Annotated in this window: 7 protein-coding genes; 1 reads left to right on the top strand and 6 read right to left on the bottom strand. The window is 62.3% G+C overall.

Annotated features, from left to right (window positions below; translation table 11 throughout):
* Positions 1-71 precede the first annotated feature (71 nt).
* The gene (locus QCE58_RS06105; protein ID WP_250521036.1) at positions 72-581 is read left to right on the top strand and encodes a DUF2628 domain-containing protein; all 510 of its coding nucleotides are present in this window, start codon (positions 72-74) and stop codon (positions 579-581) included.
* Between the two features lie 31 nt (positions 582-612).
* On the opposite strand, the gene pbpC is transcribed toward QCE58_RS06105, so the two are convergent.
* The 6 genes from pbpC to QCE58_RS06075 all read right to left on the bottom strand — a co-directional run bounded on the left by pbpC (position 613) and on the right by QCE58_RS06075 (position 12650).
* Positions 613-2964, bottom strand: coding sequence for a penicillin-binding protein 1C (gene pbpC, locus QCE58_RS06100; protein ID WP_250521035.1), 2352 nt, complete (start codon positions 2962-2964; stop codon positions 613-615).
* A 20-nt stretch (positions 2965-2984) separates the two neighbouring features.
* The gene (locus QCE58_RS06095; protein WP_309779299.1) at positions 2985-7139 is read right to left on the bottom strand and encodes an alpha-2-macroglobulin; all 4155 of its coding nucleotides are present in this window, start codon (positions 7137-7139) and stop codon (positions 2985-2987) included.
* Between the two features lie 2 nt (positions 7140-7141).
* A complete protein-coding gene (locus QCE58_RS06090; RefSeq protein WP_309779297.1) occupies positions 7142-8959 on the bottom strand; it encodes an Ig-like domain-containing protein in 1818 nt (605 codons plus the stop codon).
* A 117-nt stretch (positions 8960-9076) separates the two neighbouring features.
* Positions 9077-9499: a hypothetical protein gene (locus QCE58_RS06085; RefSeq protein WP_250521033.1), complete on the bottom strand. Its 423-nt coding sequence runs from the start codon at positions 9497-9499 to the stop codon at positions 9077-9079.
* Positions 9496-10818 carry a phosphatase PAP2/dual specificity phosphatase family protein gene (locus QCE58_RS06080; RefSeq protein ID WP_409014095.1) on the bottom strand — a complete coding sequence of 441 codons (1323 nt, stop codon included), beginning with the start codon at positions 10816-10818 and terminating at the stop codon, positions 9496-9498. Before QCE58_RS06080 ends, QCE58_RS06085 begins: the two co-directional genes overlap by 4 nt.
* A 56-nt stretch (positions 10819-10874) precedes the next feature.
* On the bottom strand, positions 10875-12650 hold the full coding sequence (locus QCE58_RS06075; RefSeq protein ID WP_250521031.1) for a bifunctional alpha/beta hydrolase/class I SAM-dependent methyltransferase: 1776 nt from the start codon (positions 12648-12650) through the stop codon (positions 10875-10877).
* Between the last annotated feature and the right edge of the window lie 24 nt (positions 12651-12674).

Raw genomic sequence — 12674 nt, 5'->3', positions numbered from 1 at the left:
GACAACAGCGCAGCATGCTGCAATGCTCGCGACCGGACATACGAAAGGACCGCACACTCGAGGCAAGCATCATGGAACCAACCGAACATCAACTAGACGTGCCTCAAATCAACACCGAGATACAGTCGCCCACGCTCGAACCGGACGTCGCTCTCTTCGTCGGAAAGAACGCGAAGTACTACGCGTACAAATGGTCCTTTCTGAACAAACGCGGGCAGCCAAGATGTACATGGAACGGAGCCGCGTTCGTGATCGGTCCAATTTGGCTCGTCTATCGAAAGATGTACTGGCAAGCTGGAGCGTTGTTCGCGGCTGCTGTCCTGCTTCGGTTCGCCGTCGGTTCGCTGGGAGATGGGGCTGGCGGCTTTGTGTCGTACGCGATTTCGTTCGCGCTGGGACTCTCCGGCAATCTTCTCTACCGGGAACATGTGCTAAGGAGCATCGGCAAACTTCGCAACCAGGGTTCATCCGGCAGCTCGCTGGAATACGAGCTGTGCCGCAAAGGCGGCACGAACGCCGCGGCGGCATGGATGCTCGCGCTTCTGATGATCGTGGTTCTGGGCATTGCCCTCTTCGGCTGATCGCGCGGCAAGGCTCGAGCGGAGTCTTGCTTCACTCGGTCAACGCCACTCTCAAAGGACGCGCATCGCTGCGCCCTTGATCGTCGACCACACGCACCGTATATTCGCCTGCCACGGACGGTTGCCAGAAGAGTGTCTCGCGCGCCGCAGCGCTACCGATGAACGCATCGTCCACGAACCAGTACAAGGTGTGCACGCTGGCGGCCGCCGTTGCGGTGAAGGCGATGCGCCCCGATTCCCCATGATGGAGTCGAAGCGCATACGTGGTAGCGCGCGACGGCGACAGCATTTTCGGCGCATCGTCCAGCATCAGGCCGCTGTCGCGGCATGCCGGATTCGAAGGGACGCTGCGTCGCGGCATCCCTGCGCTAGCAAACACCTTCTGCAAGTCGGAGGGCCAGAACTCGTACACTTCCGTGTGCGTGCGCTTGTCTGCGTACGGCGGGCAGGCAGGTTGTCCAGTTGCATCATCTATCACGATGCGACGATGAACGGTGCTTACACGGATCGGCGATTTGCCGGGGATGAACCAGGTCCATCCCTGCTGCGGGCACCACTCGTTCGGAAGGTCACCGCTCGCAAGACAGACGCGCACGCGTTTGAGATTCGCGGGTGCTCGCCGCTCGGCCTTCGCAATGGGAAACTCCGCCTGCATTGCATCGACGATCTGAAAGAAAAGCGGCGCCGCTGCGTCGACGCCAATGAAAGCGGCATTGCTCGAATTGTCGAAATTGCCGACCCACACGACGAGTACATACGGTCCGAAGATGCCTGCGGTCCAGGCATCGCGAAATGACCAGGACGTGCCTGTTTTCCAGTACACCGGCACCCCCGACGACGCGGCCCCACTCGTGTCGTCGGGTCGCGGATGTTGCCGAAGAATATCCATGGTCATGAAGCTGGCTTGCTCGCTCAAAAGGCGCTTGGGCATCGCGCGGGGCCGAGTTGTGCGCAGGCGCAGCGGTTCATGGAGTCCGCCATTTGCGAGCGCCGCATAGAGACTTGCCAGATCCTGCATCGTCACTTCCCCCCCTCCCAGCACGAGCGACAGGCCATAGTGCTGAGCGCTCGCCATGCGTCGCACGCCTGCCGACTGCAGGAACTCGTACAGATCAGGATCTTTCAACTGCGCTGCGATCCACACGGCAGGCACGTTGCGGCTGCGATTCAGTGCATCGCTTGCCGTAATCGGCCCGAGGAAACCGCCATCGAAATTCTCCGGCGCATAGGGACCGAACGAAGTCGGCACATCGCGCAATACGGTCTGCGGGTGCAGAACGCCCTGATCGAAACCGAGCGCGTAGATGAACGGCTTGAGCGTCGACCCCGGCGAGCGTAGAGCCGACGTACCGTTCACTTGACCGTGGATCGATCGATCCGCGAAATTCGCCGAGCCGGCCAAGGCCTTCACGCTCATGTCGCGTGTATCGACGAGGATTGCGGCGGCATTGCGCACGCCGTGCGAACCGAAGCGCAGAACGTATCGGCCGATCTGTCGTTCCACCGTGTGTTGCATGTCGAGATCGACGGTCGTGTCGAGTCTCGCTGCGTCGCCGTCGTCGCCAATGCTCCACGCACTGCGCTCGGCGAGCGCCTGATCGACAGCATGCGGCGCTTCGAAAGGCAAGCTCGACAGCGGACGCAGCGAAAGCGGCAGCGTAAACAGCGCCCGCTGCGCGGCGTCCCCAGGATGGCGTGAAAGCCAGCGCTCGTACAACCGATTGCGTGCCGACATCAACGGCGGTGCGATCTGCGTATGCCCCGCGCGCACGCGCCGCGCCGGGTCCTGCGGAATCACCGCCAGCGTCAACGCTTCGGGCGGCGTCAGACGCTCGGCTGTCTTGTCGAAATAAATCAGGCTCGCGGCCGCGGCGCCTTCCACGTTGCGTCCGTAAGGAACGTCGTTCAGATAGGCTTCGAGGATTTGCCGTTTCGAATAGCAAAGCTCGAGTTGCAATGCGCGCGCGACTTGCCGAACCTTGCCCCACGGAGTGCGCGTATTGATCCGCCACAGCGAGCGCGCGAGCTGCATCGTGATGGTCGATCCTCCCTGGGGATGGCCGCCACCTACGTAAGTGACCCACGCGCCGCGCAGAAGTCCGTACGGGCTGAAACCGGGATGCCAGCGAAACCAACGGTCTTCATGCAGCAGGACGGCATCGACCAACTGGGGCGACACGCGCTCCAGCGGCGTCCACAGGCGATAACGGTCGTCCTTCGCGAGCGTGAGCCGCAAAAGCCGGCCGTGATCGTCATACACGGCTGTGGACGTCGGCTTCCAGTCGGCAAGCGCCGGATGCGGCCACAGTCGGATGCCTGCGAGCATGGCGACCGCGAAAAGCACACCCGCGAGCCAGTGATGCCAGCGACGTTTTTCGAACATAGGCGGCTATCCACACGCGCTTATCTTGCGCGCGCTACGTCGAGCGTCGCGCCGCCGGCCGATTGCGCCTGAATGCGACGGTCGTATAGCGATTCAGCGAACGCCGGCGGCACGGCGAAACGGCCTGAGTTGGTCGCACGAATGCGGTAGACGAACTCCTTGACGTTGCTGCTCGCCGTGCCGTACAGGACAACGCGATCTTCACGCACCTCCGCATGCACAGGCTGGAACGTCGAACCCGGCTGACCGATGCGCGGACGCCATTGTTCATCGCCGCCGAAGCTGCTGCCGGCGCGATCATCATCACTCGCATCGGCATCGATCACGGGTGGCGTTTCCACCGGATCGAATCCGCCCGGCAAGAGATCGACGATTGCGATATTGCTCACGTCGTCCGCATCTATCGCACGCAACTTGAGATGGACGTCGATTTCATCGCCCACGGTAATCGTGTCAAGGGGTCGGCCATTCGTGGCGGTGTATTCACGAGCGATTTCAATGCCTTTACTCACCGCTTTTCCAGTCGCGTTGCGGTCGTACCCGGACTGCACGGTCGTCCACCAGGCGGGCAATGCGCTTCCATTGACGATCTCAATGCGCGTGACTGCGCTGTCCCACTTAGCCACACGACAACTATCTCCCCCAACCGTTGAAATGTCCTTCGGCATCGCGTTCGCACGCCATGCGATGATCGCCAGCTTGTCGAGTCCGCTTACCCCTGCCTGCGCGTAGGCATCGAGCGCGAGAATGGTCATCGCGGCTGACAGCGTGTCGTATCGCCCCAGTTCGAGCGGTGCGGACAGATTTTCAATTACGCGCGGAAGCAGTTTGCGTGCGCGCTCCGGGAAATGCTTCGCCAGGAGATAGAGCACGCTGGCATCGCGAGTAAGGGGATCCATGAAATACCCCTCACTGTATGCTTCATTGCGCGACGGCTTGCGCTCCAACGTGGCCTGCGGTGCAGAGATCAGTTGCGCGGCGTCCTTGTCCTGCCGCATCAATTGATACGACGCCGCCAGCCACGCCGCTGCGAGATCGTCCTTCCACTCTTTTGGATAGGCCTCCTGCAGCCGCTTTTGCACGCCGGCAAGATGGTTGGTCGTCACATTGCCCTGTCGGGTGAGCAGATACACCGCATAGGCGCGCTGGCGCAAGAGATCGAGCGAACCGAGCCGCTCGTTCGACGCGAGTTGCTGCAAGTAGCGGTTGCCCGCTTCCATCATGTCGAGCGGCACGATTACGCCGCGTTCGCGTGCATCGATCAGTACGTGCATCGCATAGGCGGAAACGAAAGGCTCCGCGTCGGGCGTCGCCGTCCACAGGCCGAAACCACCTTGCGCATTCTGACGCGCTCGCAGGCGATCGAAGAACTGGGCGTTCACGTCTGCTTTCGCGACGGGCGTCCGCGCGGCATCGGGCGCCGCGCTCGCAAGCAGGTCGTTCGCCAATATTCGCGGCACCAGCGCGCTCAGCATCTGCTCGCTGGAGTCGTGATCGGCGTACTCGAGATACGTCCCAAGTCCCGCCGCGAATACGCGCGGCGCGGTCGAGACGCTAGCCTCGCGGGTCGCGTGAGCATCGTACATTTGACGCAGGTCTCGCACGCTGGCCTTTGCGCCTGCATCGACGCGCCCGGCGTTCAACTGCGTGCGGTACGCCGCCGCAGGACGCACCGTGACCTCGACACGCTTGCGCGCCGATTTCCCGCCGTGACGTATGTCGAAGTTCAATTCGCCCGGCCCGGGCGTCTGCGTGGCCTTGATGCGAAACGTCACCACGCTTTCATGCATCGGCGCGAGCATGATGTTTTGCGTCACCGCGCCGACCACCTGCAATTGCGGGCCGCTCCTGACGCTCACCGACACGGGCATCGGCTTGTCGCCCATTCCGATCAGATTATTTGCGACGCCCACGCTGATGTCGGCTTCGTCGCCGGGCGCAAGCGTAGCGGGCGTGTTCGGCGAAAGCACGAAATCGCCGCGCACCGTCACCGCGCCTTCGAACGCGCCCACACGCCCGGGCGATACCGCCACCGCCATCACGCGCAGCTTGCCGTTGAACGAATCGGGCACGGTGTAGGAGAGGCGCGCGTGGCCGTTCACATCGGCGATGCCGGACCAGTACGCCACCGGCTTCTCGTGCTTGCGGCTGAACGGATTGAGTTGCCGTCCGATAGCATCGTCGGCATCGCCGCCGGGCGCGGCCATCGACATGATCTTTTCGAAGTCCGGCAGGACTAGATCGAGGATCTGCGAAGTGTCGACTTCAAGCATCCGCTTGCGGAAGAAGAACTGCAGCGGATCGGCGAGCTTGTAACGCGCGACCTGCAGGATCCCTTCATCCACGGCGAAGACGACGACTTTCGCAGGCTCGCTCGTCGTGATGTTGAAGTCGATCTTCTCGCCCGGCTTGACGAGAGCGGGCGCGTCAACGTTAATCTTGGAACGGCGCGCATCGAGGTTCACCGAGAACGGCGCCACGCCATAGCTCAGTGGACTGGTGAAGATTTCATCGGAAGACGGATCGCGAATGTACTGCACGTTGATGTAGCCGTTGCCCTCGAAGCCTGCGGGCACCTTGATGTGCTGAACCGAGCTCGTAGTCTTCGCATGGAACCAGACGTGTGCATAGACCTTGTCGCGCTCGATCGTGATGAGACCGCTTCCCGCGTATGGCGCGCGAATCGCGATCTCGATGTTTTCGCCCGGCTTGAAATCGTGCTTGCTCAAGTTCACTTGCAACTCGGCATTTCGGTCCAGCGAGCGCGTGATGTTCGCGTCTCCCGCGACCGAGTACTGCACACGATTGACTTCCCTGCCGTCGGCGCGACGGATCAGCAACGCGTAGTTGCCTGGCTGATCGGTGCGTAGCGGATAGTCGAGCCCTGCCACGGGCAGCGCGAGCTTGCGTTCCTCGACGGGCACTTCCTTCAGACGCGATTCGTACTTGTAAGCCCCGGAGTCCTGCTTCGTCAGTATGGAGACGTAACGCAGCTCGACCAGTTGCGCACGCAAATCATTCAGCGCGATAGCTTTCGTATTCGGGTCGATGACGATGAGCCGCACAGCGCGAGGACTGCCGCGCTGCACGTAATCGAGATTGTCGACGGACTTGTAACCCACGAGCCAGTCGTTGCTGGACACCATCATGCGCGCGCCTGCTGTTACGCCGCGGCCGCCGTCCTGTTCGTACGCCTTGGCCTCGAAATACAGTTGATACGTCGCATCGGCGTACTTCTTCAGATCGAGGTCGAATTCCGCGTGTCCACTGTCATCGGTCATGCCGTCCTCGAGCGCTACCGAGTAGCCCTCTTGCGCACGACGCGGATCGACGAAGCGGTAATCCTGCCAGCCACGAAATGCAAGCCATGCCGGGCGCAATACGAGCGACGCGCTCACGCGCCGGCCGGCGGCGGGCGTACCGAACAAATTCTGCGCCTTCACGACGCCCTTGACACCGTCCGGCTTGACCCAGCCTTCCGCTGCCTGCTGCGAGAAGCCCGCATCGACCCTCATGCGGTCCGGCATGAATTCCTTGACCTGCACGCTCGCGCTGCCGATCGGTTCGTCGGCCGGCTTGCCGTCCTTGACGATATAGAGATTGACGCCCCACACACCCGTTGGCGCCGATTCCGCGGGCGTGTAGCTCAGCTCCGTGAAGCCGGAGGCGTCGACGGACACCGGTTGACGTTTCACCGTCATGCCGCGTGGATCGACGATCTCCGCCTGCAAGGGCATGCCCGCCGGGCTGCGCGACCAGTTCGCGGCACGCACGATAATTCCCATTTGAATCGACTCGCCGGGACGATACAAGCCGCGATTGGAAAACAGATGCGCGGACAGTTGTCCCTGATTGGGCGCGTTGCGCTCGCCGCCGACATCGAAGCGCGAATAATCGAGGCGTCGGTCGCTCGCGGACACGGGCAGGAACGAAGTGTCGTCGCCGCTTTGCACGAGATACAACTGCGGACGCTTTTCGCGCGCGAGGCCCTTGAAGGTCGGAAAATGCGCGATGCCGTCGGCAGTGGTCGTCTGCGTGAACAGCGTCTGGCCGTTAATCGCAAGCACGGATACCGTCGCGCCCGCCACCGGGCGGCCGGTGCGAATTGACTGCACGAACACGTCCTGACTGCCGTCGAGCGCGCGCTTGACCAGCATGCCGAGATCTGTGACCACGATCAGGCGCGTGTCCTGCGGGCCTTCGCCGCCGTCGTCACCGTCGCTGCTTGCTTCGTCTTGCTGTTCATGATGCGACTGGGACGGCGCATCGTCCGCGTCATCGTCGGCGACGTGTCGTCCTGCTTTGTTTTGAGATCGGGATCGAAACCGGACAGGTGCAGTAGAAATATCCCCCGCTTGCCGCTCTTCATATACTGGCTCAAATCGACGCCTTCGTAGTGCGCCTTGCCCGGATCGCCGGCCGGAAAAGACCGCTTCATTTCGAAGCGCTCGACAATGTGATCCTCGTCGAAATCCCAACGCAGTCGAGGTTGCGAATACGAGCCTTCATTGAAGCTCACCAGACTCTGAACCTGCTCTGGTACAACGCGGCCGATCTCCAGCTTCATGCCACGCACATTTCGCGACACGATCGAGATGCGCTTGCTGCCGCTCATCGAAAGCAAGGATCCATCGGCCATGATGCGAAGGAGTTTGGGATACTCAGGAACAGTCAGCACCGTCTTCATGGGTTCGCCAAGGACATAACCGCCCGACGATTTCATGCCCGCATCGATGTGCACGTATATCCGAGCGCCCGCCTCCGCGCGGTACTTGAAGCTTTGCATCGACGCGTACTCTTCCGCGGTCGGCACGGATTCGAGGGCGAGCGGCTGCGCTTTCCTGAGAATCCCATCGTCGACTTCGCCAAGCTGCCATTCGTAGGGCGGATCTTCGTCGGACAGTCCGGATCCGGGCTTGTGCCTGGGGAGCATCCATGCCTTCGTGTGCGCCGCCAGGTCTTGCGTGCGGACATCGCCGCTGGTTCGCATGACCAATACCTGCTCCGGTTCGAAGCGGTCGTTGTCCACCAGCGTGGGAGAGATGCCAACGACGTCAAGACTGTAAAGACCCGGCACACCGACTGACGCTCTTAACGCATCCTTGGTTTGATTGCCGCCGCGCGTGCTCACCAGGCCGCTGTCGACTTCAAGCTGGACCGTCAGAGGGTCCCGAGGGATCTCGAGCGGCTCCGAATGTATCCACGCGTTGAGCTTGACTTCGTCATAGGTGACCGAATAGCGCAAGCTCTTCACCGTCTTGCCGCTACGGTCCCGAAGCGCGAGCACGATGCGCTTCTCGAGCGCGACAGGATCGACCGGATAGTTGAAGCGAAGCTGAATTCGCACCTGCTTCGAAGCAGGGTCGAGGAGGTTCTGTTCGAACGCGGACGAGACGACCTGCGCCATGAATGAAGCGGTGTCGAACTCGAAGCGGTCATCTTTGAGCATGACGTGCGGAGCGAAAAGCCTGGCCACATCGAAGTCGGCCTGAACGTGCGCTCCCACCGGCCAATCCATTGCCGGCGTGAAGCGGAGCGTGTGATCGTCGGCCCATTGCCATTCGCCTTTGAGCGAAGGTTCCATCTTCACGCCACCGGCAACGGTTTTGCCGACGAGGTCGAGCGCCGCGGCAGAGCGCGAGAATTTCAACTCCAGCGGCTGAATATCCACCTTCGAGCGTCCGTCGGAATCGGCATAGGAAGTCACTGCTGGCGCCCGGACTTCGAAGGTCACACGTTCGGGTTCGACGGGCTTCGGCCGGTGCTGATGCCAATGCCAGCCGTACCATCCGACGAGCGCGAGGACGAGCACGCCCGCCACCCGCAACGGGCAGCGGCGCACCGTGCGGGCCACGGCACGAGGCCACGCCGGCGCGCTCCACGACACGTCGCCGACGATGACGCGGACGATGCGCCGTCCCAGTCGCATCATGAACAGCAAGACGAAGACGATCAGACGGATCGGCGAGAAAACCAGCGTGCGCAGAAACTTCATCGATTTCTCAATGCGATTATTTTTAGAGTCATTGATAAAACTTTTGACCTACGTTCAAAAGCCAACATCATCCGACCAGCTTCGAAGGATCTTGAGCGGATACATCAAAGAGCGCCCTCACGCCCCCTCCATCACCACCACCGCCACACCCACGCACACCCACTGCACGACCGCAAGCATCACGCTCGCCCTGAGCAGTCGAGTCACGCCGCGCACCCGTGCATCGAGCGGCCGGCCGGCACGCGATGCAGCGGTCCATCCGAGCTCGATCAGCACGCGGTCGAGATCATCGAGCGTCGAAGATTCCATTGCGGCAAGCGTGGCGAACAACTGTCGGTCGATGACGATTCGCACCATTAGCCACGAAGCGCCTATGCCCGAACATGTGCTGATGAGCGCGATCAGCGTTCGCACGTAATGCAAATGCTCGCAACGAATGGCGACACCCCACCCCACGCCTGCCGCTGCCAAGGCGACCGCGCACGCACAGCAGCCAGCATCGAGCGCACCACGCGCCGCCGCGATGAAACAGGCGTTCATCCTTGTCTTCCATGAACCGTGCAATGGTCGATCCAGTCCTGCAGCAACGCGACGGTGTCCTTCGACCAGACCGCGCGACGCTGCGCCGACCGCACAGCCAGAAGTGCCGCGCGTGCATCGTGCAAACCTTGCGTCTTCGCGATCCACGCCGCCGCGCACAGCACGCTGCGCCCATAACCGAGCGCACAGCAAACCAGCACATCGCGCCCGTCGCGATGCAGTTCACCGAGCGCCTCGACAGCCGCGTTCAGACGCAGCAGAGTCGGCGGCACGAGATCCAGATGCGGCACGCATAGGTACACATGCGATTGATCGAGCGCGATCCAGCGCGGCATCTCGGCCGTCAGATCGAGCAATGCATCGAAACCATGCTGCCGCCATTCGCGAGGCGTCGGCGTGCGACCGATGGAAACGCCGGTCGCAACGCGAACAGGCGATGGCCTCTTGCGCGTCCATAACCGTGAGTTGATGAATGCGCCAGCGATAGCCGGAGCGAGCAGCAGACGGACGGCCAACGGAATGCGGCCCCGCTCGTCCTTCTGAAACGCGGCAGGCGAGCCTTGCCAATAAATCCACGCAACGCAAGCGAATGCCAGCGAAACCCATCCCGCGACAAGCGCGGCACCAACGGCATGCCGCACAAGGATCAACGCGAACGCGGTCAGCGCGACCGCGACGGTCGCATAGACGCCAGCTATCCGCCGGCTTCGCGCGCAAGGGAGCGCGGCGCCGGTCACATCGTCTGCGAGAGGAAAGAGAAATAGCGCAAAGGCACCCACCGCCGCGCCGGTCGGCACGTCGATCACATGGTGCTGCCATGTGGTCAGAACGGAAACACCGATCGCCATGAACCAGAGATGCAAGACCGCACGAGCAGCTTTGTTCCGCAGAACGCCCGCGTAGAACGTCCAAAGCACGATCAGCAATCCGATGTGCAGCGATGGAGCCTGGTTATACGGCTTATCGATGCCCGTCAGGAGGTCGAATAGCACGCCGGTCACACCGCTCGAGACTGGCCGCTCGGCGCCGAAGCTCAACGGCCACGCGATGAAACATGCCACGGAGATCATTTGCACCGTGAAAAGCCTGCGGACGTGCGCGTGGAGCGCCGCGCGCCTGACGCACAACAGGAACGAGAGCGCGTAGAACACATCGATGGACCAATACGGCACGATGCTCCACGGCATGAACGGAATGGCCCGTTCCCATGCGAATGCGAAGGTTGGCACCGAGGCGCGCGTCGACGCCAGCCAGTTCGCGAAGGCGTATGTCGAAAAGAACAACGCGCCCATGATCGCGAGCCATCCGGATCGCAACATCAAGGAGGCGTCCCGTTCGCTTCGCGCACCGGCGACGGACAAGGCAGCGCTATTCATCAGGACGCGACGCGCTCGGCAAGCGTCACCGTGAAGATCCCCTTTTCATCGATGCGCTGCGTGATCTTGCGAAAGCCGGCGCGCGCGACGAGTTCGTCCATTTCCGCCTGCGAACGGCGACGCATGACCCACGCTGTCTCGCCACGATGATTCCCAAGCACGCGCGCAATGAATTCGAGCTGCGGATGCCACGGCTGTCCGGTATAGACGAGGTAGCCGCCAGGTTGCACGGCGCGCGCGAGGCCACGGAGCGACTGTTCTATCGAAGCGTTGTCGCCAAAAAGCTCGTACAGCCCTGACACGATCGCAAGCGTCGGACGGGGATCGAGCGCGGCGAGCGAGGCCTCGTCGAAGGCATCGCCTTGCTCGAAACGCGCAACGCTTTCGAGACCACGTTGCGCAATCAGAGCGCGTCCAGCATCGACGTTCGGCGCGCTGTAATCGCGCAACAGAATGTGCTCGGGCGACACGCCATCGCGACGGGTCACCGCGGCGATGGCGTCAAGGACATAACGGCCATGTCCCGCCGCGATATCGACGATCCGGACCGTCTCGCCCGAGCGCGTGATTCGCGTCATCGCCTCGGCGATCAACGCCTCGATATTGATCTTGCGCTGACGGATGCCCACCCAGCCAGGAGAGTCGAGGTAGTTGCGATCGATGTGCCGCCCCACACATCCGCGTCCCCTCGCTTCGTTGCGGTACACGTAGTCGAGCGTCGAGCCGGAATCGAACCCGAGCCGATGCCCAAGTGCAATGCCTTCCGAGAATGCGCCGCCCACCCGCAACCCCGCGCGCGCAGCCATCCAGTACAAACGCGCGAGCGGACTGGCGGGAGCTTGTTTCAACGCTTCGTATTCCGCATGAAAAGGTCCGCGCGTGTCGGCATCCACGAGCGAGACTCGCGCGCAAGGCGCCTCGAACTCACGCAGCAGAAACGCCCGCAGCGGCGCGAGCGCCTGCGCGCGGTCGTGTTCACCGAGCGTATCGTGATAGAAACCGGGCAGCACCATGCGCTCCTTGCGCGCCGACCCGAGCCGCTCGAAGAAGCGTTCCTGCGGTCCGCGATGCACGACCCAATCCGCACCCGAGATCAGCAGTTGCGTCGGCACGGTGATGGCGGCCGCATCGTCGACGATGCGCCTCGCCGTGTCGTGCAGGTCCAGCAGCATATTGACCGCGATCGGCCGCGTGATCAGCGGATCCGCGGCATAGCTCGCGATGCGCTCCGGATCGTGCGTCAAAAATTTTGGCTTCACATAGCTGTTCACATAGAACAGACCGCGAAGCTCGTGCATCAGACGCAATCCCGGACGTGCAAATGGCACGTACAGCTTGATATGAAACGCCGGCGATGCGAGCGCGAGACAGCGCACGGGCGGCGCATAATCGTGCACCCAGGCCGCGGCCAGCACGGCGCCGACGCTCTGACCGACGACCGCCATGTCTTCGATGGCGACGCCATGAACGTCGCGGATGTGTTCGACGAAGCACTGGAGGTCGCGCACGCAAGCCGCTGCGTTCGGACTGTATCCGCGCGCGCCGGGCGAACGTCCGTGCCCACGCGCGTCCCACGCAAAGAAATCGTAGCCAGGCATGTCGAGTTCATCGACCAGATGCGCGACACGCGCCGAATGCTCGTGCCCCCGATGCAGCAGCACCACAGCGCCGCTGCGTGTCGCGCCCGCCGCGGGCCAGTGCCGATAGAAAAGCGCTTCACCGTCGTGAGTCGTGAAGCGCGCCTCTCGTGCGCGTCGAATAGTCGCTTGAGTCATGTGATTTTTGCCTTCGTTGTTTCG

The organism is Caballeronia sp. LZ028 (assembly GCF_031451415.1).
Classification (GTDB): domain Bacteria; phylum Pseudomonadota; class Gammaproteobacteria; order Burkholderiales; family Burkholderiaceae; genus Caballeronia; species Caballeronia zhejiangensis.
Note: the sequence above shows the minus strand (reverse complement) of the source record. Positions and strands in the feature narration are given on the sequence as shown.

Excerpts from the sequence above, each read along its gene's own strand:
- QCE58_RS06105 (WP_250521036.1), top strand. The coding sequence starts at position 72 with ATGGAACCAACCGAACATCAACTAGACGTGCCTCAAATCAACACCGAG.
- pbpC (WP_250521035.1), bottom strand. The coding sequence starts at position 2,964 with ATGTTCGAAAAACGTCGCTGGCATCACTGGCTCGCGGGTGTGCTTTTC.
- QCE58_RS06090 (WP_309779297.1), bottom strand. The coding sequence starts at position 8,959 with ATGAAGTTTCTGCGCACGCTGGTTTTCTCGCCGATCCGTCTGATCGTC.
- QCE58_RS06085 (WP_250521033.1), bottom strand. The coding sequence starts at position 9,499 with ATGAACGCCTGTTTCATCGCGGCGGCGCGTGGTGCGCTCGATGCTGGC.
- QCE58_RS06080 (WP_409014095.1), bottom strand. The coding sequence starts at position 10,818 with ATGTTGCGATCCGGATGGCTCGCGATCATGGGCGCGTTGTTCTTTTCG.
- QCE58_RS06075 (WP_250521031.1), bottom strand. The coding sequence starts at position 12,650 with ATGACTCAAGCGACTATTCGACGCGCACGAGAGGCGCGCTTCACGACT.